Genomic DNA, 26,076 nt, shown 5'->3' on the forward strand with positions numbered 1-26,076 from the left:
AGGAAGACGGGTCATTCGCAGCTATGTCGCCTGATCCGCTGCGGTAAGCAGGACTTCATGAACCAGCGTGCAGCTCCGCAGCGTCGCACTCACAAGCGCTGCCTCCTGCTCCGAAAGATCGCTGGTTTCGAACTCGATATGCATGTCCGGTGGGCAAAGCGTCGCCCGGAGACCTGTCGGAGTCACCGATCGCCGCGCGAGTTGGCCAATCACGCGCGGCAAGGTTTGGGGGTCGGCCAGACCTCGGACCGTAAAATTGTGCGTCACGGAGTTGGGCTCGCGTCGTTCCGCCCAGCGAGTCGCAGCGCATCGCTGCAAAGATCGGTTTGGCTCGAACAGTGCCTGAAGCGGCGGCCCCTCACCGCCGGCCCGAGCATTCGTGAGTCGAGCGCGAGCAACCCGGACCGGCCTGACGATGGCTCATCCAACAGATGAAGCTGAGTTCGAAAACCCTGAGTATAGGTCGCTGCGACGTGATGAACCATGTCCGACTCCTCGGGAGCATGATAGGCGCGCATTCCGGAAATATCTTATCGAAGATTTGACACATGGACGGGATTTCAGAATAGATTAGTCAGTCTAAGACATATTTTGGAATTGATCATGGCAGAGAATCTCGACAGGTACGAGTTACGCATCCTGGCGTTGCTTCAGGAGGATGCATCGCGGCCGACAACAGAGATTGCCGAGATTGTCGGCCTTTCCCAAGCGCCCTGCTGGCGTCGCATCCAGCGCTTGAAGGAGGCCGGCTATATCAAAAAGACCGTGTGCCTACTTGACCGCCGCAAGCTGGGTCTCAATGCCGAAATATTCGCACAGGTAAAGCTTTCTGCGAATGGTCGTGCCGATGTTTCCGGGTTTTCAGATGCAATAGGGCAATTTCCGGAAGTTATCGGCTGCTTCGTACTGCTAGGCTCAGTAGATTTTATGTTACGTATTGTCGCTGAGGACATCGAGGCGTACGAACGATTCTTTTTCGAAAAGCTGTCTCAAGTTCCTGGCGTCCAGGAAATCAATTCAATGGTTGCACTTTCGGAGATCAAAAATACGACCGCGTTTCCCCTCGTGATCTGATCCGCCCCTATCGAGTGAGCCAAGGTTATTCACGCCGGGCGCCGCCACCCGCCAGCGCAAACCAAAGTCGGCGCCAACGGGCTTGCTACCCGGTCGCAGATTGATAGATTGAGCCTTCTAATAAAAAGACGTCAATTATGCGCAAGCTCGATCCGGTCAAGCACGAGGAAAAGCGACGGGAGATCCTGAACGCCGCAGAGCGCTGCTTCGTGCGCGACGGATTGCAGGGCGCAAGCATCTCAAGCATCTGCGCAGAGGCCCGTATCAGTCCCGGTCACCTCTACCACTATTTCACCAGCAAGGAGGCGATCGTCAGTGCGATGATCGAAGTCCGCCTTGAAGAGGCCGCCGCTCGCTTTACCAAACTTGCCGAAGGAGCAGACGTGCTGAGCGCCCTTTTCTGCGAGATAGAAGTCACACGATCGGGACATCCTCGGCTGGTGCTGGAGGCATTATCGGAAGCCAATCGAAATCCCGCAATGGCAAAGGCTTTGCAAAAGCACACAAAAGGCGTGCATTCTCTCCTCGCCGATCTGCTCGGAAAAGGGCAGGCGGCGGGCGCGATTGATCCCACCCTGGATCGGCATATGACGGCGTCCCTCCTGATCAGCATGATCGACGGGTCCAGAACCTTGTCTCTGCGCGATCCGAAACTGGACGTGAAGGAAGCGACCAAAGCGCTTGAGACGATGATAGTCCGCTATCTGGCTCCGACCTCGGCCCAGCGGAAACACTGATCCGCCATGCCACCGCCGCCTCCGCAGAAGCCGGCTGACCGATCCCTGATGGAGAACAGGCTCCGCGAGCATGTCCGGCGGAAGTTGCGCCACGAGCGCGCGGCGGAGGCAACGCAGCGCCCTTGAACATAAATTAGAGTGCATGCTCTAATAATGCTTGCCGCGGCCACATCTTCCTTATAACTAGAGTGAATGTTCGATCTATTGATTGGCAAGCGAGCCGTTTTTCCCGGCTCCCCAAAATGCCGGCTGACGGCATGAGCCAAGCTCTGCAATGGCGCCTGGGCGGCCTCTTGACGCTGGCGCTGATGGCGACGCTGTTGATGGGCTGCGCGACCCAACCGGCGTACGAGAAGCCCGACTTGAACATGGCCTCCGCGTGGGACAACGGCGGACAGCCGATGTCAGCGTCGGTCGCCTCCGACGCCGTAGATCATGCCTGGTGGAAAACGCTGGGTGATCCAGCGATCGATGCGCTCGTCGAAGCTGCACTTATCGATAATCCGACGCTCGGGCAGGCCATCGCCCGAATGGACCAGGCTCGCGCGACGGCGCGCGTGTCCGATGCACAGCGCTTGCCGCAGATTTCGGTCAATGGAAGCGTAGCCCGAGCACGGACGGGCGGCGCTCAAACCGGCGGCGGCGCACTCACGACCAAGCAAAGCACCGCAACGCTGGGCACTGGGCTGAGCTGGGAACTTGATCTCTGGGGGCGCCTGAAGGAAACCTCGCGCGCTGCCGAGGGTCGCCTCGGCGCGCGTACCGCCGATGCCGCACAGGCACGGCTTTCTCTATCGGGTCAGATCGCGGACGCTGTTCTGCGCCTGCGCGCTTGCCATTTCTCGCTCACGGTCCGGGACCGCGACATCGCCGCCCGCGAACTCGAACTCGCGGTGACCCGCGAACGGCTAGCACACGGAAATGTCGCGCCGGTCGAGGCGGCCAATGCGACCAGCAATCTTGCAACGGCGCGCACAGATCGGATCAGCCAGCAGGAAGCGTGCGCCCGCATCGTCAATGAACTGGTCGCACTGGGCGGTCGCGACGCATCGGTCGTCCGAACGCTCGTCATGACTCCGGCGAGCAGCAGCGTGGTCCTGCCCTCGACTCTGACCAAAACAAGCAGACTAGCGCCGATTCCGGACGTCGATTCGGGCGCGATAATTCCGGAGCCGCCGCCCCTCACGCTCGCTTTACCCGCCACCATCCTCCTCGGGCACCCGAATGTCGTGGCCGCGGAGCGCGAGGCCGCCGCCCGCTGGGCGGAAATCGGAGTGGCGCGTGCTGATCGGCTGCCCCGGATTGATCTTGTCGGACTCCTTACCGGCAACTGGATTCGGATGCTGGGATCCACCACCAGCTTCGACACCTGGTCAACGGGCGCGGAGCTTTCCGGCCCTCTCTTCGACGGCGGGACAGGCGCGGCCAATGTGCGCGGCGCGCAGGCACGCTACCGCGAGGCAGCCGAAGCGCTTCGCGGCGCCGTTCGCACGGCTACGCGGGATGTCGAAGACGCGCTGGCCGGCCAGCAGTCGGCGCAGCAGCGGGTCGTCACCTCCCGGCAGGCCGTGGAAGCCGCCCGCGCCGCCTTGCGCGCCAACGAAGCGCGCTGGCGCGCCGGCGCGATCAGCATGTTCGAACTCGAGGACTCGCGGCGGCAGTTCAACGGAGCCCAAGAGAGCGCGATAGCGGCCGCCCGCGATGGCGCCCAGGCCTGGGTCGCGCTGGTCCGCGCCGCAGGCGGCCGGGTCAGCTTGCAGGCTGCGGCCGTGACAGGCTCTGAAACCATTCCTTCTCAACCCGATCAAGGCGGGGCGCAGCGGCGATGACCAATCTACTTCTCAAGCCAGCGGGTTCGCGGGCCCGGCGGCAGCGTTTCGTCTATTTCGCCGCGGGCGCAGCGCTGCTGATCGCCGCCGGCGTTGCTGTCGTCGCCGTCATGCGCGAGCCCTCTCGCCTGCCGACAACCGCCCAGCCTGTGGCCGCCCTGACCGTCACCGAAGCGACCGCTCGCCGTGCGTCTTGGCCCATGACCGTCGAGGCATCCGGCGCGATTGCGCCATGGCAGGAAGCGAGCATCGGCACGCAGATCGGCGGCTATCAGCTGATCGACGTGCGAGTGAATGTCGGCGACCGGGTTCGTAAAGGGCAGGTCCTTGCCCGTCTCGATCCCGCGCTCCTCAAAGCCGAAGAAGCCCAGTTACGCGCCAGCTACGATCAGGCCGAGGCCAATCGACAGCGCGCGCTCAGCCTCCAGGCCAGTGGCGGCGTCAGCGATCAGGATGTCCTGCAATATGTAACACAGGCGAGGACCGCGGCGGCGGCGCTTGCCGCGAAGCGTCTGCAGTTGCGCTACACGAGCGTGGTCGCGCCTGATGACGGCGTCATCAGCGCCCGCACCGCCACCCTTGGAGCCGTCGCACCGGCCGGACAGGAATTCTTCCGCGCGGCAATCCTCGACCACCTTTGTCGCACGCAGTAGCGCCTCGTCGGGGCCGAAGCGCATAGGGCGTCCTCATTTATTGAATTACATATATTGTAATAATGTTAGATGCCTTGCGTCAAGGGCCTGCAACGCCGACATTGTTAGTTCGCGACCGAAAGGCTGAATGTGACTCCAGACCTACCTGCTTGTTCTCCGCTGCGCCTCGGTGAGGAGGCGCCTGATTTCACCGCCCGCTCGACACGCGGGGTGGTGTCGCTCTCAGACTACAGAGGGCGATGGCTCGCCCTATTCTCGCACCCGGCCGACTTCACGCCGGTGTGCACAAGCGAATTCGTGGCAATCGCGCGCGCTTCCGACCGATTCTCCGCAATGGGTTGTGAGTTGATGGCTGTATCCGTGGACAGCCTCTTCTCACACCTGGCCTGGATCCGCGCCATCAAAGACCGGTTCGACGTTACTGTAGAGTTTCCGATCATTGAGGACCCAACCCTGCAGATCGCTCGCGCCTATGGAATGGTTGGCGCTAACGCCGTGGACGCAAGTGCCGTTCGCGCGACCTATTTCCTGGACCCGGAAGGCATACTTCGTGCGTCCACCTGGTATCCTTTGAGCGTAGGACGCTCGGTCGAAGAGATGCTGCGGCTAGTGGCGGCACTTCAGCGCGTGCACGATGGCACTACCCTTGCTCCCGAAGGGTGGCGGCCGGGCGATGACCTCCTTGCCGTGCCCAGCCAAGACATCGATGACGTGCTGGCTGCGCCCGATGGAACCGACTGGTTCTACACGCTCGTAAGGGACCCACGCTGATGGCTGATATTCGCCTTCAGGATCTGGGGGCTGCTGCCGAGCTTTTGCGCGCGCTTGCGCACGAGCTCAGACTCGAATTGCTGCGAGCGCTGACCGACGGTGAACGATCGGTCGGCGAGATCGAGAAGATTACTGGCATCACCCAGCCCGGCCTTAGCCAGCAATTGGGCATTCTGCGCAAGGCCGAGCTCGTCGAGACTCGCCGCAAAGCCAAACTCGTCTTCTATCGTATCAATCAGGATCGTATTGCCGAGGTGAGTGCGCTGTTCCGCGCTTTTGCCGCCACAATAGTTACCTCACAGCAACGTGTGGCGACAGGGAGGATGCCTGCCGGCGGTGGGGCGGCGATGTTTGCCAAGGTCACGAATGGGGCTTGACCCCGGATTCCCCGGCGGCCCACACTGCCTCGCAACCTGTTACGCGCCAGGCGAAGCCATGATCGGCACGCACCCACTGCTGGCGCGGCGTCAACTCTCCCTCCGTGCATTCAGCCGCTAGACAGGCCGAGTTAAGCGTCCTTGTCATTTACCAGATCAATAACGGCATTGATGCCCATGCGTTGCCGTTTTCCACATCGAAAGGCTAAATCAAAAGGCAGGACGTGTTCATCACTCGAATGGCGCGAATGTCGTTCTTCTAGGCTAGGTGACGCATGTCAGTCGGGAAATCTGAATTCTCAAAGCAGACCCCGACGCCGATAAAAGACTGAACAGAGAGGCAGTATGACAAAATCATTCGAAGGCAAGGTTGCGATGATTACGGGTGCCGCTTCCGGTATTGGAGAGGCAGCCGCCATCCTCTTTGCGAAGAATGGCGCGCGAACAGTCGTTGCCGACCGCGATCCAGACAAGGGCGAGGCGGTTGCCGAAGCCATTCGCCAGTCGGGTGGCGACGCATTCTTCCACCAGGTGGACGTTGCCGATGGAGAACAGGTCCGCGGCCTCATCGCTGCGACGGTTGAGCGCTACGGGAGGCTGGACTGCGCGTACAACAACGCAGGAGTCGGTGGCCCGGCGGCCGAAATCGCCGATACCGAGGAGAAGGACTTCGACCAGATCGTCGCGGTCAACTTCAAGGGTGCCTGGCTGTGCATGAAGTATGAGATTGAGCACATGTTGCAGAATGGCGGCGGCTCGATCGTCAATACCGCTTCGGGCGCCGGGTTGATCAGCATGCCGGCGATCGCGATCTATTCCGCGTCAAAGGCGGCGACCATCCACATGACTCGCGTCGCCGGGCTGACCTATGCCAAGCGCGGCATTCGCGTGAATTGCGTCTGCCCCGGCACGGTCAACACGCCCGCGATCCACGCGATGGGCATCCCCGACGTCGAGAATTTCTTCGCCCAGGATGTACCGATGGGCAGGCTGGGCACACCGGAGGAGATCGCCAACGGCGCACTATGGCTGTGCTCGGACGAGGCACGTTATGTAACGGGCGTCGTCCTGCCGGTGGATGGCGGAAGGGTCGCCTGAACAAGACTTCAAATTCACTCAGATAAGGCAAGGAATGCCATTATGGATATTCGCGAAGAGAATAAAAAGATTGTCGAGAAATTCTTCGGCTACCTCCAAAGCCCGCTCCCCTCGGGATCGGATCTCGTGGAGATGAAGAACATGTTCAGCGATGACGCGGTCTGGGAAATGCCGTTCATGCCTGCGCCGCTCGAGAAGGCCATACCTGGCCGGGCCCTTATTGGCCATTTTCTCGACTGGTTCTTCGCAGCGGTTCCCGACATGCGGATATCCGACCGTGTTGTCCACCCGACCCTGGACCCGAACCTGTTCGTCATCGAGTTCAAGGCCAACGCCACGGTGACCATGACCGGCAAACCGTACAACCAGACCTACATTCTCAACATGCAGATCCGGGACGGCAAGCTGGCCCTGCTGCGCGAGCATTTTGACTCGATGGTCGTGTGGGAATCGTTCGGCGGATATGACGGCCTTCTGGAAGGCGGAGCGAAGATACAGGAAGCGGCTGCCGCTTGATGTCAGGAGACGGGCGACGGATTACATCATGCCGTCGTCTTTCCCTGGTTCATCGCGATTGTTTCTTGTTTTTTCAATGACATCAGCTGGCGCGGTGCGGATGGAGCACCGCGCCAGTCGACCAGGCGAGGATCTGCGGTGCGTTCGGCGGCTGGAGCCAGACCGAGCGACCAGCGCCGCCGCCGGACCCCGGGTACGGTAAGGGGTAGGAGAGCGGTGCGGGTTTGTTCGCCCCTCTCCCCATGGCGCGCTGGCGCGCCATTGTCAGACAGGCGTGCGCGAGCATGGCCAAAGTCGTGTGGCGGCACCGGCCGGTCCAGCAACCCACCTCATCATCTCGAAGCGATCTCCCGGTAGCCTTAAAGCAAGCTCGATCGTCCAGTGACGCGCTTCGGGATGGTGGTCCGGCTCGGTGTCGGCTCGCGCCTGCCCGAAGCGCCTGAGACTGGTGGTCCAAGTCGCCAACCACAAGTGCATTCATCACCTGATGTGCAAGCATGATCTGCACAGCTGCGCCGGCGGCGGCATTATATCACCACCACCGGCAATGCTTTCGCGGCGTTCAATGGCCGCTTTCGGGGCGGATGGCTGAACACCCACTGGTTCCTGTCCCCGACGTGATTTAGCCGACGCTACGACACCGGCGGCTCCAGATCAGAACTTCTTTCCGATCCGGACGCCATAGCTCCGCGGCGGCAGATACTGCCGGTTGACGAAGGCTCCGACGAGCGGGGTGAAGACCACGGTTCCGGCGACGATGGTCTTGTCGAAGATATTGTTCAAATAGAGGCTGGCATACCAGTCGTCGGTGGCCTCATAGCGGATATTGGCGTTGGCGAGCCAGTAGGGGCGCTGGCTGTTGGCCTCGTCGTTGAACTCCGAGAAATATACTCGGGAAGACGCGAAAGCCTCGGCTCGCAATGTCAGAGATCCGTCAAATGCTTCGGTCTGGTACTGGGCACCCATCTTGCCGGTCCATTTCGGCGCATTGGGAAGAAGATTGCCACGCAAATCGAGGATTTCAGAGCCGGTGATGCCGGGATTACGCGAGCCGTACGACGAGAAGCGCGCATGATTATGTGCGACAAATCCATCAAGGCTGAAATGACTGTCAATCGCGAGACGCCATTCAAGCTCCACGCCATCGACTTTTGCTCGCGCCGCATTGGTAACAACCGTGGCGGTTGTCAGCACCTGACCAAGCTGAAGATCCTGATAGTCATAGTGGTAGACCGCCAAATTGGTCACGAGGGCTCTGTCGAACCAGCTCGCCTTCAGGCCGGCTTCATAGCTCCAGATCGTTTCGGGCCTGAAGGAAGGCGTGACAGCGCCCACGGCAAAGCCACCACTCTTGAAGCCCTTCTGCACCGTGGCATAAATTTGCTGGTTCCGGCTGAATTCGTAACGCGCCCCGAACTTCGGCGAGAAAGAACTGAATGACGCCCGATCCTGAAGTCCGAGGCAGGTCGTGCACGGCACTGCGGCGGTCGGCGCAGCCTGGCGCCCAGTGATCGGGCCAGTAGGGCCGCGCAGGTAGACGAACTCGTCGATGATCCGCTTGCGTTCATCGGAATATCGGCCGCCCAGAGTCACCGTCATCTTCGGAGTGACATGATAGCTCAGCTCGCCAAAGGCCGCATAGGCATCGGTGCGCAGAGTGCCGCCTTGAAAATAAACGTCGGCTATGGGTGCAAGGAAGGGCGGGAAGAGCCCGTTAGCGCGCGCATAGTTATTCTCGTGAAAATAATACAGACCGACGATCCAGTCGATCGAAAGGCTGCTGCGGCCAATCTGGAGTTCCTGAGAGAAAGTCTCGTAATTTTCTTCACGCGAATTGCGGCCGCCCGGCTGCGCCGTGCCATCAAGATCAAAGATATTGGTCATCGACCCACGCCGGTATGCCGTCAATGAGGACAGGTCGGCGAAGGGCAATTCGGCCTGTGATCTGAGGGAGACGCCGTAATCTTCAGCAACATTGACCTGATCCAGATCAGAAAACACAGCGCGCGGGTTGGACGGCACGGTCCAGCCTCGGCTGACGGCAGCGTTGGGACCACATGCCTGCAGACAGCCGCCAAAATGCGTTGCTCCGGCGGCATCATCGCGCTTGAAATAGTCTCCCTCAAGCAGGAACCTTACGCCGTCACTAAGCCGAAAGTCGAGTATTGCGCGCAGCGCCCTCGTCTTAAGGTCGTCGACATCCTTTCCAGTGGTGGCATTGGTCCCGTAACCGTCGCGTTCCTGCATCTTCGCGGAAACGCGCGCGAGCAATTTGTCCCCGACGATGGGACCGCTGATTGCGCCTTCCAGTGAAAGATCACTGTAATTACCAAAGGAAATGTCGAGATAGCCTGAAGGGTCGTCAGTCGGCTTTTCCGAAATGATGTTGATCGCGCCGCCCGTGGAGTTCCGCCCATAAAGCGTCCCCTGCGGGCCCCGGGCGACCTCGATACGGTTCACATCGAAAAGTCCGGAAAGCGCCGCGAATGGTCGCGACTGATACACGCCGTCGGTGTGCAGCGCGACGCTGCCTTCGGCGCCGGCCGTAACGACGGCGAAACCGATGCCACGAATGGCAATCACACCGGAACCTCCGCGCGGCGAAATGTTGAGGTTCGGGACCGACGTTTGGACGTCGATCAGATTTGTGACCGGTGCGCGCTCGAAGGACTCCGCGTTCAGCGCCGTGATGGCCATCGGGATATCCTGCAGTCGCTCGGATCGGCGCTGCGCCGTAACGACAATATCGCCGGCTCCGGATGGCTCCTCAGTCTGCGGTACAGGTACGGCCTGCTCTATGCCCGACGATGTCTGGGCCTGCACAGCATGCACTTGCGGCACACAGCAAAGCGTCGCGGCTGAAATAAGAAAATACGTCTTCTTCATCATCTTTCCCCCCCCAATATTATAGTATCGGAATGATTTTTTTCTTTAGTTCTTGCCGATGCATTGCCTCTCTTCCTCAATGGGAAGCCTGGCCATGCGAAGAACCTGGACGCACTTGCGCACGAAGAAGCGCCTCGACCGCTATGGAACCGGATAGGTGTCCGATCGTGCCACATGGTCGAAGCGCGAAGCCCTTCCAGGCAGTTAGACTAGAGGTTCTCTATTCGGAGACTTGTTGTTTCGTAGATGACTTGTATCGCGGGCTGTCAGGTCTGCGCGCTCCCGCTGCGGCGTGGATGCCGCCCCACGATCAGAAAAACTTCGTCCCTGGCTTTCCTATCAGTTTGATTCTGCGGGATCGACGCGGGTGTCGATGATGCGAAGAAGGACTGCTGATTGGTCCGCAGAGCGAAGGTGCCGAGTGCCGCCACCATCGACCGAGAGCGCATCAAACAATTCCAGGTGGAGGGCTTCGCCGTCGACGGTCACCTCGCAGGATCCCTTTACGGGCACCAATACTTCGGTGAAGTTCGTCGGTTCGATGGCGAGCGTCCCGTTGACGAAGACGAATTGGGCGGTCACGTGGTGAGGGGTTGATATGCTGGCCTCCGCCTGCCCCTGCGCGATGAGCGGCACTACTCCGCCTTCCTTCGGGGCCTTCGGAGAAAGATCGGAGAAGCTGGCGATAAAGGGCCGGATACCCTCCTCATCGATCGACTCGCCCCAGCCGGAGCCGTATTTCGCATATTTTTCGGCACCGCCATCTTCGTCGACGAGCGCCTGCGAAATCACGATCCCGTCGTCGGGGTCGCGCAGGGTCGTGTCGAAGATCGCCAGCAGCATGCCCGGCTGCTCGCGGTTCGAGTGGAATTTCCGCATCACCCTTGGCGGGACGGAGAACATGTCGAGCGGCCCCAGGTCGACATGATGCTCTGCATGATTGCCCCAGAAGAAGCGGTAGCCGCCCTGCAGGACCATGAATATTTCCGAATAGTCATGCGAGTGAAGCGGCGGCTCCGTCGCAGCGCCGGAGACGAGATAGTCCAAATGGAACTTATGCGAATCGCGTAGAACGGCCTTCGGATGCTGGCCAAGCACGTGGCTGATCGATCGCCGCCGAGCCGGCTCCATCACATCCGGATAGGCCTCGGTGTCCTCCTGAAGCTCCGCATGGCGGACATGCCGCATCTGAACGGGGGTCTTCGACAAAATCGTCTGGTTCATACTTCCCATTACTCCTTAACCAAGGGTCTTGGCGTAGGGCGCAGGGCTTGGGCGCCGAACTACCATTGCCATCTTGTCTCCACCGCTGAGACACTGCTTCGAACGTCGATCCGATCGCCGCATTCGGGGTTTAGACATGACGGTCCTTCGATCGGCGACACCGACGCCAGTTGGACGAAGCTGTGAACCGATCGAAGAAAATCGCTCTAGAATTTGTAGCCAATCGTGAAATCGAGAGTGAAAGGCGGTTCGATATAGGCGTTGGTCACCCCACCGGTCAGTGGCGTTCCGGTAAAGCCGCTTGTAGCGACCACCTTGTTCGTGATGTTCTTTCCGACGAGGCTCGCATACAATCCGTCCACCACCGAACTCTCGTACGAGAGGGAGAGATTGTAGCGTGTCCGCGACGGCGCCGAAGCAGCCACGTCGGTGTTGAACGCAGAGAAAAACACCTTGCTGGTATAGACGACGTCTCCACCGAGCGTGAACGCGCCCACGTCTGAGTCAATCGTGTAAGCGGCACCGAACCTGCCGGAGAATTTCGGCGAGAGCGGCAGTCTGTTGCCCTTGAGGTTGAAGGCGGGCTGACCGTAGTTGTCAATCGAAACGCCGTCCCCCAGCGGCCGCAGCGAATCCGCGGATATAAAGTCCGTGAACTCGGAATGGAGATATGATCCGCTCAGGTCGAACTGCAGGGCACGGGTCGGCTTGGCAGTGATTTCTGCCTCTATGCCGTAGATCTTTGCCGCCGCAGCATTTTCAAGAACAGCGCTTGCGACGACGGTCTTGTAAAGTTGCAGATCCTTATAGTCATAGTAAAACCCGGACAGATTCGTACGCAAACGTCCGCCTGCGAACGTCGACTTCATGCCGATTTCGTAATCGGTAATCTCCTCCGGGTCGACGGCTCCCGCCGGCACACCAAAATTATATGTTCCTGATTTGAAGCCGCGGGATACCGAGGCATAGAACAAGGTGCCGGGCGTGGCCTGGAATTCCAGGCCGACCTTGGGCGAGAAGTTCTTGAACGTTTTTGAAGGATCGCAGTCGCTCGGATTCGCGAAGCCGATCGTCGTGAGGCCTTTGCCGCACTGGATGTTGAGATTGGCCTCGTCGGGCACCGTTTCCAGACGACGTGGATTGAACGGAGTGAAGACGTCAAAGGCACCGCGGTTGATCGCGGTCTTTCGCTCGATGCTGTACCTTGCGCCGACGGTGGCGCTGAGCTGGTCGCTGACCCGATAGGTCAACTGACCGAACGCGGCGAAGGCGCGGGTGTCCAGGTTCGATCCAGCGAAGTAACCCTGAGTAAGATATTCCTGCGTGATCGGAACGCCGAAGAATATCGGAAGGTAGATATTGCTTGCCGGCATCGCAACGCCGCCGTGCAGCTTCTCCTGGAAGTAATAACCACCGATGATGAGATCATAGTTGTCGGATTGACGCGAGAACTGGATCTCCTGGCTGAACTGCTGCGCATGCTCGTAGAGCGTGAGCGGGGAAAGCAGCGCGGCCGACGTCTGGTCGAGTTCGCCCCGGCCGGACGTGTCCGTCTTCCGGTACGCCGTGATCGCCTTGATGGTGAAGTCATCGAACTCGTAGCTGGTGTGGGCCGACAGGCCCCAGAAGCGATTACGACGGACCGGGTCTGCTTCCGAGGAGATGTCGCGCAGCCTGGTCGGCACTGTTCCACCGAGAAGCGTTACGCCTAACGGAGGGGCGTTGTTAGGCGCGGTACCGGCGAAGTGGGGCGCCTGAGCATCGTCCGCACGCGAATAATCGGCCGTCAGCTTGATCTGGAAACGATCGCTCAGTTGAAACTGAAGTTTGGCGCGGACGGCCCGCTCATTATTGTCGTCGATGTCGTTGCCGGTGAACTGGTTGGTGCCCCATCCGCTGCGCTCATCGGCCTTCGCGGCTATACGGAAAAGAACCTTGTCGGAATCCGGGATCAGCGGTCCACCGACGGCGGCTTCGAAGCCGAAATGGTCGTATCTGCCCGCCACAAGCTGCGCAAAGCCCTGGAAGGTTGTCGTTGGATCGGCGGTGATCACATTGATCGAGCCACCAGTCGCATTCCGTCCGTACAGCGTGCCTTGCGCGCCGCGCAGGACCTCGAGCCGCTGCACATCGAAGAAGCTTCCAAGGATGCCGGTCGTCCGCTGGAAGTAGACGCCGTCGAAATGCGTGGCGATTGGACTTTCGGAGCCTATGTTGTTAACCAGAAAGCCGATACCGCGCAGCGTCACATTGGCTGCGCCATATGATTGCGACATCTGCAGGTTCGGAACGCTGGCGGCGAGCGTATTGATATTCGAGATGCCGGCTACCCGCATGGCGTCGCCAGATACCGCCGTGATCGCCAGTGGCGTCTTTTGGACGGACTCCTCGCGCTTCTGCGCCGTAACCACGATCTCCTGAATACCGTCCTGGCCTGCCTGCGCGGCCTGGTCGTCACCTGCTTGCGCGAACGCTGGCACACCCACAAGCATAGCGGAAGTGGCCAGAAGAAATGTCTTTGATAGCGATCTCACGAGATCGTCCCTCCCCTATTGCCGGATTGGCAGATCCGGCCGTTTGATTGAAAATAAACTTGGCACCTGATCCGGTTAGACAGTGATCGGGCAGTCGCCAATGCGCGACGACACGGACAATTTATGCCAAGCGTGGAAAACCATCGCAATCCGACGGCTCAAATAGGATTATTGATTCAAGCAATGATGCGCGGCCATGAGCGAACGGCTGTGGACACGCCGACGTGAAAAAGGAGGCTAACTTATAGGAGCCAGCCTCCTTCGGGCATTACGGTGGCGGGAACGCTCAGGCGAAATGGGCCGGATCGAAAAGCGCCGCCAGTCCCACGAATGGCGCGAGTTGCTGAAGGCCGGTGACCTTTAGAAGGCCGCTACGCACGAAGGGAAAGGCGTCGACCAGGCCGCGAACTTCTGCCACGCTCCCCGCTTCGAAAATGAGGATTACACCGATACGGTCGGTCTGGAAATTGATGTCGCGAAGAGTGCCTTCGCTCCAATATTTCCACACCAGCTTCTCTTCGGCTATGCTGTCGGGGGTCTGGAATTCCTCGACGGATGCACCGTCGCGCGCGTCCAGTTGGACGAAAACCTTCATATTGAAATCTCCTCAGCTACAAGTGTTGGAAGCGCGCCGATCCAATCGACTTCAGGCAAAATGTTTGCTGACGGGCAACGAGCGAATGCGCTTTCCCGTCAGCGCAAAGATCGATGCGGTCAGCGCGGGGGCAATCACAGGCACGCCGATCTCCCCGGCCCCACCCGGTATCTGATCGCCCGGTATCAGGAAGACGTCGACCGGGGGCACCTCGGCCAGCATGATCGCGGGATAGTCGTGGAAATTCGACTGTTCGACCCGCCCGTCCTTGATGGTGATCTCGCCCTTTAGCGCGGCGGTCAGCGCGAACAGCGCCGCCCCCTGGATCTGGGCGATCACGCTGTCGGGGTTGACCGAAAAACCATGGTCCACGGCGACGACGATCCGATTCACCTTGGGCTGCCCGTCCACGAGCGAGGTGTCGATGACGGCGGCGACGCGGCAGAGCCACCGTTCCTCGGTGTAGCAGGCAAAGCCGAGCGCGTGCCCCTCGCGTGCAGCGCCCCAGCCCGCCTCCTTCGCGGCCTTGTCGACCACGGCCAGAAGGCGCTTGTCGCCAGCCAGCCACGGGCGGCGCATGGCGATCGGGTCCAGCTTGGCCGCGACCGCGAGCTCGTCGATCAGGGATTCCAGAAAGAAGATGTTGGGCGGCACGGCGATCCCGCGCCACGGTCCATGCCTTACTGCGCTGGTCGTCGGCGCTACTTCGAATAGCGCGTTGGCGGCCGGATAGGTTTTGGTGTTGAGGGCATCGATCAGCATGAAATCGACGCCGTTCTGAACAAGATAGGGCCGCTGGTCGGTCCAGGGGCCGCGCCCGGCAACGCGCATGCGGAGGGCGGAGAGGTCGCCCTTCGCGTCCAGCGCCGCCTCGGCCCTGATCGCGGTAAACGGACGATATTGATCGTGCTGTATATCCTCCTCGCGCGACCAGATAAGCTTGATGGGGGCCGAAGCACGCTGTGCGATCTTGACAGCCTGCTCCACATAATCGAGGTCGCCGCGACGCCCGAATCCTCCCCCGGCATAGGTGACCGTCAGATGGACTTTTTCCTCGGGCAGGCCGGCGACGGCAGCCGCGGCGCGCCGCTGGACCGTTGGTCCCTGCGAGCCGGTCCAGATCGACAGCCCATCCGCCGTGAACTCGGCGACCACCGACATCGGCTCCATGGTCGCATGGGCGAGATGAGGAACATCATAGTCCTGCGCGACCTTGGTCTTGGCGGCCGCGAACGCAGCAGCGGCGTCGCCCTTGACCTCGAACGGCAGCGCGCCTGGACCATCGAGCGCCGCCTTCAGCTTTGCCAATTCGGTTGCCGTGCTTGCCTTCGCATTGGGAGCGTCCGACCACCGGATGTCCATCTCTTCGAGCACGGTATTCGCTGTCCACCAGCTGTCGGCGACGACCGCGACGAAATTATCGATCAGGTAGACCCCTTTGACGCCCTTTTGCGCCCTGGCCTTGGCCTCCTCCGCGCGCAATGGGGTCGAACCTACGACCGGCGCATGCCGGATGGCCGCATAGAGCATCCCGGGCCGCACCACGTCGACGGCGAAGATGGCGCTGCCGTCGACTTTGGATGGTATGTCGAGGCGCTTCTGCGGGCGCCCGATCAATTTCCAATCCTTCGGATCGCGCAACGCTGGCTTGGCTGGCACAGGTAACTCAGCCGCTGCCGGAGCGATCGTTGCGAACATTATTGATCGTCCGGAGCCGGCATGCTTCACCGCAGCGTCGGCTGTAACGCATTCGCCCGGATCAACTTCCCATTTCTGCGCCGCCGCAAGCGTCAGCATCTCGCGCATCTGCGCTGCGGCTGTTCGGACAGGCATGAAGAAGCCAGCGGTTACGGTACTGCCGCCCGTCACCTGCTCTCCGGCATAAAGCTGTCCTGGCTGACCCAGCAGCATGTTGCGATATTCAGGGAGACCCGTCGCCAACTCGAAGCGGGTCTTGCTCCAGTCGGCCCCCAGTTCGTCGCAAGCGATCATCGCCAGTGTTGACGACGTCCCCTGTCCGATCTCGGCGGCGGGAGAGAGGAAGGAGATTGAGTTGTCCGCGTGCAGACGAAGGAAGGCGTTGGACGCCACCGTCGCGGGCGGGGCATCGGACGACGACGAGGCGGATGCACACGCCCCCAGCGGAATCGCGATCTGGAGCAGGACGACGGAACCTGCGACCGCACCGCTCCGGCGCAGGAATTCACGCCGGTCCAGCCTGTGTGCACGCGTCTGGCCTCGGTTCATTGAGCGCACTCCATCAAGCTGCGGCAGCGGCTTTGATCGCCGCGCGGATGCGGTGATAGGTGCCGCAGCGGCAGATGTTGGTGATCGCGGCATCGATGTCCGCGTCCGTTGGATCGGTATGGGTCGCAAGGAACGCCGCCGCTGCCATCAACATACCGCTTTGGCAGTAGCCGCACTGCGGCACCGCGTGCTCGATCCAGGCTTGCTGCAGCCTGTGTGAGCGATCTTTCGACAAGCCCTCTACCGTCAGAACCGACTTGCCCTCCACGTCCCCGACGGGCACCGAGCAGGAGCGTTGCGCCTCGCCGTCGATATGTACCGTGCATGCGCCGCACAGGGCCTTGCCGCAGCCGAACTTGGTTCCAGTCAGACCCGCATCTTCACGGATTACCCATAGAAGCGGCTTAGCCGGATCGACGTCTGTCCGAACGGACTCTCCGTTCAGCTTGAAGAACGCCATTTCCCTCTCCTATTTCCGCGCAGTTTCGACCGCTGCGAGGGTGGCATGAAAGTCACGCAGGATAGCATTGTATCTGTCCGGTTTCAGCACCGCCGGATAATGCTCCCCACCGCTGATCCTGTGCCGCGCGCTGCTGCCGTAACGAGTGGCCATCTCGTCCTGCATGGGCGGGTCGATCAAGGGATCGTCATCGCATTCAACAAGTGCGATCCGTTCGCCGGGGAGGTCGATCACAGGCGCCGGGCTACTGAATCTCACGCCGCGGAGGCGAGACTGCAACCCTTCACCCGATTGCACCGGGCCGACCAATTCGCCGATTATCTCGGCCAGCCGCGCATGTTCGGCGCTCTTGCCGGCCGCCGCCTGAGCGCCGCGATTGACTGCGACGACAACGTCCGGGCCACTCATGCTCAGCATGTGATCGAACAAAGCCTGTTTGGACTGGCTGTCTATGAAAGCGTTGGCGAGTAGGGCGCCAGCCACATAATCTGGAAAGCGCGCGGCGAAAAACTGGAGCCACAGGGCCCCAAACGAGCTGCCGGAAAAAACCGCTCGGGAGATACCAAGTCTATCGAGGAAAGAACGGAAGCCATTCGCCAGTGCCTGGCAATCGCTAACCTCGGGATAGGTGACCGCGATGACCCTGATATCCTGGCCGATTGCAAGCAATTGATTGAAATAGATATCACCGGTTCCCTGGGCGCCGGGCAGCAACACCAGAGGAAATCCCTCTTCCTTCGTCTGGGTGAACGACCAAACTTCGTTATCGACCACAAGCGACTGATGGACGAAATGCGTTCTAACCTGATTCAGAATGCTCAATTTCTTCGCCTTAACTTCTGCAAACTTCTTGATGTATTCATGAGCCCGAGATAATCACCCGGAGAGGCAGAATATGCATCCTCAAAACATTTTTTGCCTTCTTTACACTATTTTACCCAGGCTCCGGTCGGCGGCTATATCACGCAAGCAATCCGATCATTGATCCGGCAAATAACATGGGAAGGGGAACGAGCCCGTGGCGGCTGATCGTCCGGCAGGTCGAGGGGCCGCAGGACTGGAGCCTTAAACATAGATGATCAACACCCCGAACGGCAGGATGGACTTTACAGTAGTTCGCCAAGCCGCCCCCGGACGAGAGCATCTGCCTGGACCATGATACGGTCGATCAGCTCAGCTACAGTGGGGATGTCGTCGATCAGCCCTGCCACCATGCCGCAACTCCATGCGCCCGCCTCCGTCTCGCCGTCCATCATCACGCGAGGATAGACGCCGCCGACATAGATGCGGATGTCGTCGATGGTCACGGTCGATCCCTTTTCCCGTTCGACATCCAGCAGTTGCTCCACCGCCCGATTATTCAGGACGCGCTCGGTGTTGCGCAGCGGCCGCATCACGAGCCTGGTGTCCAGTTCGCTCGCCTGCACAATTGCGCGCTTCACATTGTCGTGCACCGGTGCGTCACGCGTCGCGACGAAGCGCGTTCCCATGTTGATGCCATCCGCGCCGAGCGCCAGAGCGGCGACAAGACTCCGTCCGTCGGCCATGCCGCCGGATGCGATGAACGGGATGCGCAATGTGTCGGCGGCGCGGGGCAGCAGGATCATGTTGGGGATATCGTCTTCACCGGGATGCCCCCCGCATTCGAATCCATCAATGCTTACAGCCGCACATCCCAGGCGCTCGGCCGTAAGGGCGTGACGGATCGAGGTGCATTTATGGAGCACCTTCACCCCCGCCGCGTCGAGTATCGGCATGTATGGCGCGGGGTTGCGTCCAGCGGTTTCGACGATACGGACCCCGCCTTCTATGATCGCCTGAACGTATTCGGCGTAGGGCGGCGGATTGAGCGACGGAAGAAATGACAGGTTCACGCCGAAAGGCGCGTCAGTCATGCCCCGGCAGCGCTCAATCTCACGCAAAAGGGCTTCGGGTGTGCGCTGGGTCAGCCCGGTGATGATGCCGAGACCGCCTGCGTTGGAAACCGCCGAAGCAAGCTCTGCAAGTCCCACGAAATGCATGCCGCCCTGGATGATCGGGTGGGTTATGCCAAACAGGTCGGTGATCCTCGTCCGCATTTGTTGTTCTCCCAAGCAGCGGATGACATGAAGCGGCCACCGCGACGTCGGCGTCGCCTGCACGCGGGACGCGCGCGGCGTCAGCGCCCGGAACGTGATCGCAGGGCCATTCAAGGTGCTGATAGGCGATCAGGCGCGTGGCAGCATCATCACTATGATCAATGATGAAATTGCGCGTGCAGAATGGCGTTATATGTCCAGGCTGCTCTAAAGAATGACAGGATCGAGAAGAGATATGTGAATGACATTTACATCAACTGTCAGTCTAATAACGCAGGCAATAAGATAAAGATATTTGAAAACGATCTTTGCGTATTTGAAATGTTGTAATCCAAATGCCAAGATGATCTCCAATCTGCGTCCTTCGCGCGCAGTGATCGTGCGATATCGATATCGACCAGCTACCCTGGGCGAGGTCGATGATCGTCGCTGTCGAGCGACCACGATCGGGGATGGCCCTGTCAGGGCCGCCGCAAATACCTTCATCGTCTGCATGTCGACGTTCGATCTCGCCGCCCTTCACGGCAGCGGAGATGGGGCGGTAACCTCGTCGCCTCTCGCGACGATTGCGTGCGACGAGACTGGAGCGACGGGAAGAGATGCGATCGGCATTGCGGTGCCACATCCCTGCTGAATGATGAAAGGCCCAGGAATGATGCTGCACGATTTGGCTCTTGAGGATCGATATCGGTTCGACGGCAAGCCATTCTATCTCAGCGGCACGCAATCGTTGGTGCGGCTTTTCCAGCTCGAACAGCGTCGGCGGGCCGAACAAGGCTTGAATACCGCAGTTTACGTAACCGGTTATCGCGGTTCGCCGCTGGGCACGCTGGATCAGACCTTTGCCCGGGCGAGCAAGCTTATCGATCCAGCCATCAGCCTGCAACCTGCGGTCAATGAGGATTTGGCGGCCACCGCGGTCTGGGGCTCGCAGCAGGTCGGAACCTATGGCGAAGGACGTGTCGATGGGGTCTCCGCCGCATGGTATGGCAAAGGCCCGGGCGTAGATCGTACCGGCGACGTATTCAAGCACGGCAATCTTGCCGGTTCCGCCCGTAACGGAGGCGTTCTCGTCATCGCCGGGGACGATCATATCTGCAAATCTTCAACGACCGCCCATCAGTCCGAATATGCGCTGATGTCCGCGATGATTCCGGTGCTGGCGCCTTCGAGCATCTCGGAACAGATGGAGTTGGGGCTAATCGGCTGGGAAATGTCCCGCTACACCGGTTTGTGGGTCGGCTTGAAGGTCGTAACCGAGATCATGGACAGCAGCGAGAGCGTGTCCCACGATCCAAGGATCGATGTCTCGACCCCGACGGATTTCGAAATGCCCGCCGATGGGCTCTCGTTGCGCTCGCCCGATACCGCCCTCGCGCAGGAAGAGCGGTTGCACAAGTTCAAGATTCCGGCAGCACTTGCCTTTGCGCGAGCGAACCGGCTCGATCATGTCGTCTTCGGAACAAGCGAGGCGCGCATCGGGATCGTCACGGTAGGCAAGGCGCACGCAGACACGTTGCAGGCGCTTGCGGATCTCGGCATCGGGGAACGACAGGCAGCCGCGTTAGGTCTGCGCCTCTACAAGGTTGCGATGCCTTGGCCGCTCGAGCCTGAGGGCATAAGGGATTTCGCAACGGGGCTCGAACAAATCATCGTCGTCGAGGAGAAGCGCGGACTGGTGGAGGACCAGCTCCGCAAGCATCTTTACGGTCTGGCGAACGCGCCTGTCATCGTTGGAAAATGCGACGAGAAGGGACAATGGCTGTTCCCTTCAAATGGGGAACTGGGCCCCGGCCTCATCGCGGCCCGGCTGGGGAAACGCATCCTCGCGCGCGGAGGCGATGCTGAATTGTCGGCGCGTGTTGCGCGCCTGGTGGACGATCGCGCGACGCTGAGCGGCTTGGCGAGCCTAGCCGAACGCCCACCGCATTTCTGTTCCGGCTGTCCGCACAACAGCTCGACCAACGTTCCCGAGGGCAGCCGCGCATTCGCCGGCATCGGCTGTCACGGCCTGGTGCTGCCGATGGAGCGCAGTACCTCCAGCTACACACATATGGGTGGCGAAGGCGCGAACTGGATCGGTCTGTCGCGCTATTCGACGAGCGATCACGTCTTTCAAAATCTCGGTGACGGCACCTATTTCCATTCCGGCTCGCTGGCCATTCGCGCTGCGATCGCTGCCGGCGTCAACATCACGTACAAGATCCTGTTCAACGACGCCGTGGCCATGACTGGTGGACAGGCGATGGATGGCGAGCTGACGGTCGATCGCGTCGCCGCGCAGGTCGCGGCAGAAGGCGCGGCGCGCGTCGTAATCGTGTCTGACGACCCTGACCAGTATCCCGCCGGCACGTTCGGCAAAGGGGTCGCCATTCATCCGCGTGCGGACCTGGACCAGGTCCAACGCCAGTTGCGCGACGTCGCGGGCGTCACCGTTCTCATCTACCACCAGACCTGCGCGACCGAGCTGCGGCGCCTGCGCAAGCGGGGGATGACGCCCGACCCGCAAGTGGCCGTGCTGATCAACGACCTGGTCTGCGAAGGGTGCGGGGATTGCTCGCGCGCTTCCAATTGCCTGTCCGTCGTCCCGGTGGAAACCGAATTCGGCCGCAAACGAACCGTCGACCTGTCGACCTGCAACAAGGATCGATCGTGCCTTGATGGCTTCTGCCCGAGTTTCGTGACCGTCGAAGGGGGCAGGCTGCGTAAGCCGACGCCGGCCCTGGCGGGCGGGGAGGCCATACCGGATCCGGTGCCGGCCATCGGCGGCGACAAATGTTCGCTGGTGGTAACGGGCATAGGCGGAACCGGCGTCGTGACGATCGGCGCGATCATCGGCATGGCGGCACATCTGGACGGAAAGGCCGTGCGCGTCATGGACATGACCGGCCTGGCGCAAAAGGGGGGTGCGGTGGTCAGCCACATCCAGCTCGCCCCCAATGCAGACGACATACGCGCGTCCAAGATCAGTGCGGGCGCCGCCGACCTCCTCCTGGTCTGCGACCTGGTGGTCGGTGCTTTGCCGGACAATCTCGGCCGCATCTCGCGCGGCGCCGGCCGCGTGATCGCCAACGACCATGAAAGCATCACCGGCGCCTTCACACGCGACCCTGATGTTCGCTTGCCGACATCGGCATTGCGGAAGGCGCTGAAGTCGATGGTTGGAGATGAGCGGGTTGATCTCTTCGACGCCACCGATCTCGCGACCCGCCTGGTGGGAGATGCCGTGGGTACGAACCTCTTCCTCGTGGGATTTGCCTGGCAGAGAGGTCTGCTGCCCCTTTCCTTCGAAGCTCTCGATGGCGCTATCGCGCTGAACGGGGTGGCGGTGTCGCTCAACCGCCAGGCGTTCGAATGGGGGCGGCGGGCTGCGCTCGATCTTCCTGCCGTACAGGATGTGGCGCAGGGCGATCGGCCGCCGCATCACATCCTCTCGTCTTCGCTCGACGAAGAGGTCGCCCGCCGGGTCGCGTTCCTGACTGATTATCAGGACGCCGCCTATGCGCGACGCTATGCCGACGTTGTGGAGCGCGCGCGCACGGCGGAAGCGGCCGTCCTTCCAGACAGCGACAAGTTCGCCCGGGCAGTCGCTCGATCGCTCTTCCGGCTGATGGCCTATAAGGACGAATATGAGGTGGCGCGGCTGCACACCCAATCGGGCTTCCGCGAGTCCATTGAGGAGCGCTTCGAAGGACCTTTCAAGCTCAGCTTCCATATGGCGCCGCCTCTATTTGCCCGTCGGGACCCCGTCACCGGTCACCCGCGCAAATCACGGTTCGGCGGGTGGATGTATCCGGCGCTGGCATTGCTCGCGCGCGGACGCTTTTTGCGTGGCACGATGTTCGATGTCTTCGGCTATACGAAGGAACGCAGGCTGGAGCGTCAGCTGGTCGACGATTTTTGCGCGCTGGTGTTGGACACGCTTGTGCCCGCCCTGAACGCCAACAATGTTTCAGATGCGGCCAAGGTTGCCGAAGCGGCCCAGGCCATTCGCGGCTTCGGGCATGTAAAGCTGAACAGTGTCGCGGTGGCGCAGCAAAGGCAGGCGAACGCCCTCTCATCGTTCATGACGGAAAAGAGCGCGTCGCGCACACCGAGCCGTACGCCCGCAATGGCTTCTGCGGAAACGGCTTGAGAGTGAACAAGCCTGCTTTTCCATCTTTATGGTCGAGGTCTGTCTATGTCCGAACCTACCACGCCGCACAATTCTGACGCCCTGGACTCGCGGCATGCTCGGCTCGCGGCGGCGCTGCGGGCGGCGGACGTCAATAACACGCCGATCCGGCCGCTTCGCGATAGCGCTTTGGAGCTTGGGGTTTCGACGACGCAGGAAGATGCCTATGCCGTCCAGCGGCAGGTACGCGAACTGCGGACCGCGGCGGGCGACCGGGTAATCGGCCGCAAGATCGGCCTGACTGCGGCCGCGGTGCAGCGGCAGCTGGGCGTAGACCAGCCCGACTATGGCACGTTGTGGGCTTCAACGGCCTTTGGCGATGGCGCGACGGTCTCGCTTTCGAGCTTGATCCACCCGAAAATCGAGGCGGAAGTGGCACTCGTTCTGGAGCACGATCTGCACGACCCCGATCTCACGGTGGTAGACATCATCAAGGCAACGGCCTTCGTGCTGCCGGCGCTCGAAATCGTCGATAGCCGCATCATCGACTGGGATATCCAGTTGTTCGATACGGTGGCCGATAATGCGTCGGCTGCTGGCTTCGTATTGGGTGCCGATCCGAAGCGTCTCGACCAGGTTGATCTGCGGGATGCGGTGATGGCGATGACCGAAGATGGCCGGACCGTTTCGCAGGGCCTTGGCAGCGATTGCATGGGTCATCCGCTTAACGCCGCCACCTGGCTGGCAAGGCAATGCTGTACTTACGGCGACCCGCTTGGCGCGGGGGATATCATATTGACCGGCGCGGTCGGTCCAATGGTCACGGTCAGGCAAGGTGCTCGTTACGAAGCACACATAAGCGGTCTCGGACGTGTTGCAGCCGAATTTTCGTAGGAGCTTCAGGGATGGCTAAGGTGAAGGCGGCAATCATCGGATCGGGCAATATCGGCACCGATTTGATGATCAAGATGATCAAATATCCGCAGAATATGGAGCTGGCGGCGGTGGTCGGCATCGACGCCACCTCCGAGGGCCTGGCGATGGCTCGCGAGCGCGGAATCACCACCACGCATCAGGGTTTGGCTGGGCTGCGCGCCCTGCCCGACTATGCCGAGATCGGCATTGTGTTCGACGCCACCTCCGCCTACGCCCACAAGGCGCACGACGAGGCGCTGCGCGCCGACGGCAAGCTCGTGGTCGACCTGACCCCCGCGGCGATCGGTCCCTTCACAATTCCGCCCGTCAACATGGAACAGAATCTCGAAGCGACCAACGTGAACATGGTGACGTGCGGCGGCCAGGCGACCATCCCGATGGTCGCCGCGGTAAGCCAGGTCGCCAAGGTCTATTATGCCGAGATCGTGGCTTCAGTGTCGTCGCGCTCGGCGGGCCCCGGTACGCGCGCCAATATCGACGAGTTCACCCGCACCACCGCGCGCGCGATCGAACAGGTCGGCGGCGCGGAAAAGGGCAAGGCGATCATCATCCTCAATCCCGCCGAGCCACCGATGATCATGCGCGATACGGTCTTCACCCTGTCCGAAAGCGCCGACGAGGAGGCGATCCGCGCTTCGGTCAAGGCAATGGTCGCCAAGGTGCAGGCTTATGTGCCGGGCTATCGCCTGAAGCAGGAGGTCCAGTTCGAGCGTTTTGGCGACGACAACAAGCTCAAGATTCCCGGCCGTGGCGAGTTCACCGGCATCAAGACCTCTATCTTTCTCGAAGTTGAAGGCGCGGGCGATTATCTGCCCAGCTATTCAGGCAATCTCGACATCATGACGGCCGCCGCCAAGGCGACCGGAGAGTTACTGGCGCAGCGTATCCAGGCAGGGAGGGCCGCAGCATGAGCTTCGACGTCGGCACGCAGAAATTGTACATCCAGGACGTGACTTTGCGCGACGGCATGCACGCGATCCGCCACATGTACGGGCTCGATCACGTCGCCGCGATCGCCAAGGCGCTCGACGACGCCGGTGTCGATGCGATCGAGGTCGCGCACGGCGACGGCCTGTCGGGCACGAGCTTCAACTATGGTTTCGGCGCTCACACCGACTGGGAGTGGCTCGAGGCGGTGGCGGAGGTGCTGACCAAATCGGTGCTCACCACGCTGATCCTACCGGGCCTCGGCACGGTTGAGGAATTGCGCCGCGCCTATGATCTGGGCGTCCGCTCCGTCCGTGTGGCCACGCATTGCACCGAGGCCGACGTCTCCAAGCAGCATATCGGCATCGCTCGCGATCTCGGCATGGATGTGTCGGGCTTCCTGATGATGAGTCACATGATCGAGCCAGAGGCGCTGGCGCAGCAGGCCGCGCTGATGGAAAGCTATGGCGCGCATTGCGTTTATGTCACCGACAGCGGCGGCGCGCTCGACATGGACGGTGTCCGTGCGCGTTTCCAGGCCTATGACCGGGTACTGAAGCCGGAAACGCAGCGCGGAATGCACGCGCATCACAATTTGTCGCTGGGCGTGGCGAACTCCATCGTGGCGGCACAGGAGGGGGCGGTCCGCATCGACGCGAGCCTCGCCGGCATGGGAGCAGGGGCCGGCAATGCACCCCTGGAGGTGCTCGTCGCCGCCGTCGACCGCAAGGGCTGGAACCATGGTTGCGACGTCATGAAGCTGATGGATGCCGCCGAGGACCTGGTGCGCCCGCTCCAGGACCGGCCGGTGCGCGTCGACCGCGAGACGCTGGCACTCGGTTATGCCGGCGCCTACTCCTCCTTCCTGCGCCATGCCGAGAAAGCAGCCGCCGACTACGGCCTCGATACCAGAGCCATCCTCGTCGAACTCGGCCGCCGCAAGATGGTCGGCGGGCAGGAGGACATGATCATAGACGTTGCCCTGGACATGCTGAAAGAACGGGAGTCCGCGTGATCATC

General features: G+C 61.0%; 21 protein-coding genes. 12 read left to right on the top strand and 9 right to left on the bottom strand.

The genetic code is table 11. The features are described from left to right. Positions 1-21 precede the first annotated feature (21 nt). A complete protein-coding gene (locus tag BSL82_RS21045; protein ID WP_503660805.1) occupies positions 22-267 on the bottom strand; it encodes an ACT-like domain-containing protein in 246 nt (81 codons plus the stop codon). A gap of 336 nt (positions 268-603) precedes the next feature. Between BSL82_RS21045 and BSL82_RS11210 the strand changes: the two genes are divergently transcribed. The 8 genes from BSL82_RS11210 to BSL82_RS11245 all read left to right on the top strand — a co-directional run bounded on the left by BSL82_RS11210 (position 604) and on the right by BSL82_RS11245 (position 7,055). Further along, the gene (locus BSL82_RS11210) at positions 604-1,074 is read left to right on the top strand and encodes an Lrp/AsnC family transcriptional regulator (RefSeq protein WP_072597600.1); all 471 of its coding nucleotides are present in this window, start codon (positions 604-606) and stop codon (positions 1,072-1,074) included. A gap of 137 nt (positions 1,075-1,211) precedes the next feature. Continuing rightward, positions 1,212-1,811, top strand: coding sequence for a TetR/AcrR family transcriptional regulator (locus BSL82_RS11215; protein ID WP_072597601.1), 600 nt, complete (start codon positions 1,212-1,214; stop codon positions 1,809-1,811). 257 nt (positions 1,812-2,068) lie between these two features. Next, positions 2,069-3,640 carry an efflux transporter outer membrane subunit gene (locus BSL82_RS11220; RefSeq protein ID WP_226998440.1) on the top strand — a complete coding sequence of 524 codons (1,572 nt, stop codon included), beginning with the start codon at positions 2,069-2,071 and terminating at the stop codon, positions 3,638-3,640. Next, complete coding sequence (locus BSL82_RS11225; protein WP_072597603.1) at positions 3,637-4,293, top strand: efflux RND transporter periplasmic adaptor subunit; 657 nt, start codon at positions 3,637-3,639, stop codon at positions 4,291-4,293. The genes BSL82_RS11220 and BSL82_RS11225 overlap by 4 nt, the downstream gene beginning before the upstream one ends. Positions 4,294-4,422: 129 nt before the next feature. Beyond that, the gene (locus BSL82_RS11230) at positions 4,423-5,064 is read left to right on the top strand and encodes a peroxiredoxin (protein ID WP_226998441.1); all 642 of its coding nucleotides are present in this window, start codon (positions 4,423-4,425) and stop codon (positions 5,062-5,064) included. Next, the gene (locus BSL82_RS11235) at positions 5,064-5,441 is read left to right on the top strand and encodes an ArsR/SmtB family transcription factor (protein ID WP_072597605.1); all 378 of its coding nucleotides are present in this window, start codon (positions 5,064-5,066) and stop codon (positions 5,439-5,441) included. The genes BSL82_RS11230 and BSL82_RS11235 overlap by 1 nt, the downstream gene beginning before the upstream one ends. 345 nt (positions 5,442-5,786) lie before the next feature. Then, positions 5,787-6,539, top strand: a complete 753-nt coding sequence (locus BSL82_RS11240; RefSeq protein ID WP_072597606.1) for a glucose 1-dehydrogenase — start codon at positions 5,787-5,789, stop codon at positions 6,537-6,539. Positions 6,540-6,581: 42 nt separating this feature from the next. Beyond that, positions 6,582-7,055, top strand: coding sequence for a nuclear transport factor 2 family protein (locus BSL82_RS11245; RefSeq protein WP_072597607.1), 474 nt, complete (start codon positions 6,582-6,584; stop codon positions 7,053-7,055). Between the two features lie 654 nt (positions 7,056-7,709). Here the strand turns inward: BSL82_RS11245 and BSL82_RS11250 are convergent. From BSL82_RS11250 to BSL82_RS11285, 8 genes are all read right to left on the bottom strand, one after another. Continuing rightward, positions 7,710-9,944 carry a TonB-dependent receptor gene (locus BSL82_RS11250; protein ID WP_083579167.1) on the bottom strand — a complete coding sequence of 745 codons (2,235 nt, stop codon included), beginning with the start codon at positions 9,942-9,944 and terminating at the stop codon, positions 7,710-7,712. Between the two features lie 336 nt (positions 9,945-10,280). Further along, the gene (locus tag BSL82_RS11255) at positions 10,281-11,165 is read right to left on the bottom strand and encodes a cupin domain-containing protein (protein WP_072597609.1); all 885 of its coding nucleotides are present in this window, start codon (positions 11,163-11,165) and stop codon (positions 10,281-10,283) included. A 206-nt stretch (positions 11,166-11,371) separates the two neighbouring features. Next, positions 11,372-13,657 (bottom strand): TonB-dependent receptor, encoded by a 2,286-nt coding sequence (locus BSL82_RS11260; protein ID WP_083579168.1) that lies wholly within the window; start codon positions 13,655-13,657, stop codon positions 11,372-11,374. A gap of 328 nt (positions 13,658-13,985) precedes the next feature. Then, positions 13,986-14,294, bottom strand: coding sequence for a YciI family protein (locus BSL82_RS11265; protein WP_072597611.1), 309 nt, complete (start codon positions 14,292-14,294; stop codon positions 13,986-13,988). Positions 14,295-14,345: 51 nt separating this feature from the next. After that, positions 14,346-16,541 (bottom strand): xanthine dehydrogenase family protein molybdopterin-binding subunit, encoded by a 2,196-nt coding sequence (locus BSL82_RS11270; RefSeq protein ID WP_072597612.1) that lies wholly within the window; start codon positions 16,539-16,541, stop codon positions 14,346-14,348. A gap of 13 nt (positions 16,542-16,554) precedes the next feature. Then, positions 16,555-17,001 carry a (2Fe-2S)-binding protein gene (locus tag BSL82_RS11275; RefSeq protein ID WP_072597613.1) on the bottom strand — a complete coding sequence of 149 codons (447 nt, stop codon included), beginning with the start codon at positions 16,999-17,001 and terminating at the stop codon, positions 16,555-16,557. 9 nt (positions 17,002-17,010) lie between these two features. After that, positions 17,011-17,823, bottom strand: coding sequence for an alpha/beta fold hydrolase (locus tag BSL82_RS11280; RefSeq protein ID WP_072597614.1), 813 nt, complete (start codon positions 17,821-17,823; stop codon positions 17,011-17,013). Between the two features lie 284 nt (positions 17,824-18,107). Next, positions 18,108-19,079 carry an NAD(P)H-dependent flavin oxidoreductase gene (locus BSL82_RS11285; RefSeq protein WP_072597615.1) on the bottom strand — a complete coding sequence of 324 codons (972 nt, stop codon included), beginning with the start codon at positions 19,077-19,079 and terminating at the stop codon, positions 18,108-18,110. Between the two features lie 655 nt (positions 19,080-19,734). Here BSL82_RS11285 and BSL82_RS11295 point away from each other — a divergent pair. Genes BSL82_RS11295 through dmpG form a run of 4 tightly spaced genes read left to right on the top strand, consistent with a single transcriptional unit; the run spans position 19,735 to position 26,071 of the window. After that, positions 19,735-23,214, top strand: coding sequence for an indolepyruvate ferredoxin oxidoreductase family protein (locus BSL82_RS11295; RefSeq protein WP_226998442.1), 3,480 nt, complete (start codon positions 19,735-19,737; stop codon positions 23,212-23,214). Between the two features lie 45 nt (positions 23,215-23,259). Further along, entirely contained in the window at positions 23,260-24,087 is an 828-nt protein-coding gene (locus BSL82_RS11300; protein ID WP_072597618.1) for a 2-keto-4-pentenoate hydratase, read from the top strand. A gap of 11 nt (positions 24,088-24,098) precedes the next feature. Continuing rightward, positions 24,099-25,040 (top strand): acetaldehyde dehydrogenase (acetylating), encoded by a 942-nt coding sequence (locus tag BSL82_RS11305; protein WP_072597619.1) that lies wholly within the window; start codon positions 24,099-24,101, stop codon positions 25,038-25,040. Beyond that, entirely contained in the window at positions 25,037-26,071 is a 1,035-nt protein-coding gene (dmpG, locus tag BSL82_RS11310) for a 4-hydroxy-2-oxovalerate aldolase (protein ID WP_072597620.1), read from the top strand. Before BSL82_RS11305 ends, dmpG begins: the two co-directional genes overlap by 4 nt. Positions 26,072-26,076: the final 5 nt, after the last annotated feature.

Source organism: Tardibacter chloracetimidivorans (assembly GCF_001890385.1).
Classification (GTDB): domain Bacteria; phylum Pseudomonadota; class Alphaproteobacteria; order Sphingomonadales; family Sphingomonadaceae; genus Tardibacter; species Tardibacter chloracetimidivorans.

Bases quoted from the DNA above. Each gene is read 5' to 3' on its own strand.
- BSL82_RS11305 (WP_072597619.1), top strand. From the start codon at position 24,099: ATGGCTAAGGTGAAGGCGGCAATCATCGGATCGGGCAATATCGGCACC.
- BSL82_RS11265 (WP_072597611.1), bottom strand. From the start codon at position 14,294: ATGAAGGTTTTCGTCCAACTGGACGCGCGCGACGGTGCATCCGTCGAG.
- BSL82_RS11225 (WP_072597603.1), top strand. From the start codon at position 3,637: ATGACCAATCTACTTCTCAAGCCAGCGGGTTCGCGGGCCCGGCGGCAG.
- BSL82_RS11250 (WP_083579167.1), bottom strand. From the start codon at position 9,944: ATGATGAAGAAGACGTATTTTCTTATTTCAGCCGCGACGCTTTGCTGT.
- BSL82_RS11235 (WP_072597605.1), top strand. From the start codon at position 5,064: ATGGCTGATATTCGCCTTCAGGATCTGGGGGCTGCTGCCGAGCTTTTG.
- BSL82_RS11295 (WP_226998442.1), top strand. From the start codon at position 19,735: ATGCTGCACGATTTGGCTCTTGAGGATCGATATCGGTTCGACGGCAAG.
- BSL82_RS11300 (WP_072597618.1), top strand. From the start codon at position 23,260: ATGTCCGAACCTACCACGCCGCACAATTCTGACGCCCTGGACTCGCGG.
- BSL82_RS11255 (WP_072597609.1), bottom strand. From the start codon at position 11,165: ATGAACCAGACGATTTTGTCGAAGACCCCCGTTCAGATGCGGCATGTC.
- BSL82_RS11270 (WP_072597612.1), bottom strand. From the start codon at position 16,541: ATGAACCGAGGCCAGACGCGTGCACACAGGCTGGACCGGCGTGAATTC.
- BSL82_RS11285 (WP_072597615.1), bottom strand. From the start codon at position 19,079: ATGCGGACGAGGATCACCGACCTGTTTGGCATAACCCACCCGATCATC.
- BSL82_RS11275 (WP_072597613.1), bottom strand. From the start codon at position 17,001: ATGGCGTTCTTCAAGCTGAACGGAGAGTCCGTTCGGACAGACGTCGAT.
- BSL82_RS11240 (WP_072597606.1), top strand. From the start codon at position 5,787: ATGACAAAATCATTCGAAGGCAAGGTTGCGATGATTACGGGTGCCGCT.
- BSL82_RS11220 (WP_226998440.1), top strand. From the start codon at position 2,069: ATGAGCCAAGCTCTGCAATGGCGCCTGGGCGGCCTCTTGACGCTGGCG.
- BSL82_RS11210 (WP_072597600.1), top strand. From the start codon at position 604: ATGGCAGAGAATCTCGACAGGTACGAGTTACGCATCCTGGCGTTGCTT.
- BSL82_RS11245 (WP_072597607.1), top strand. From the start codon at position 6,582: ATGGATATTCGCGAAGAGAATAAAAAGATTGTCGAGAAATTCTTCGGC.
- BSL82_RS11260 (WP_083579168.1), bottom strand. From the start codon at position 13,657: ATGCTTGTGGGTGTGCCAGCGTTCGCGCAAGCAGGTGACGACCAGGCC.
- BSL82_RS11215 (WP_072597601.1), top strand. From the start codon at position 1,212: ATGCGCAAGCTCGATCCGGTCAAGCACGAGGAAAAGCGACGGGAGATC.
- dmpG (WP_072597620.1), top strand. From the start codon at position 25,037: ATGAGCTTCGACGTCGGCACGCAGAAATTGTACATCCAGGACGTGACT.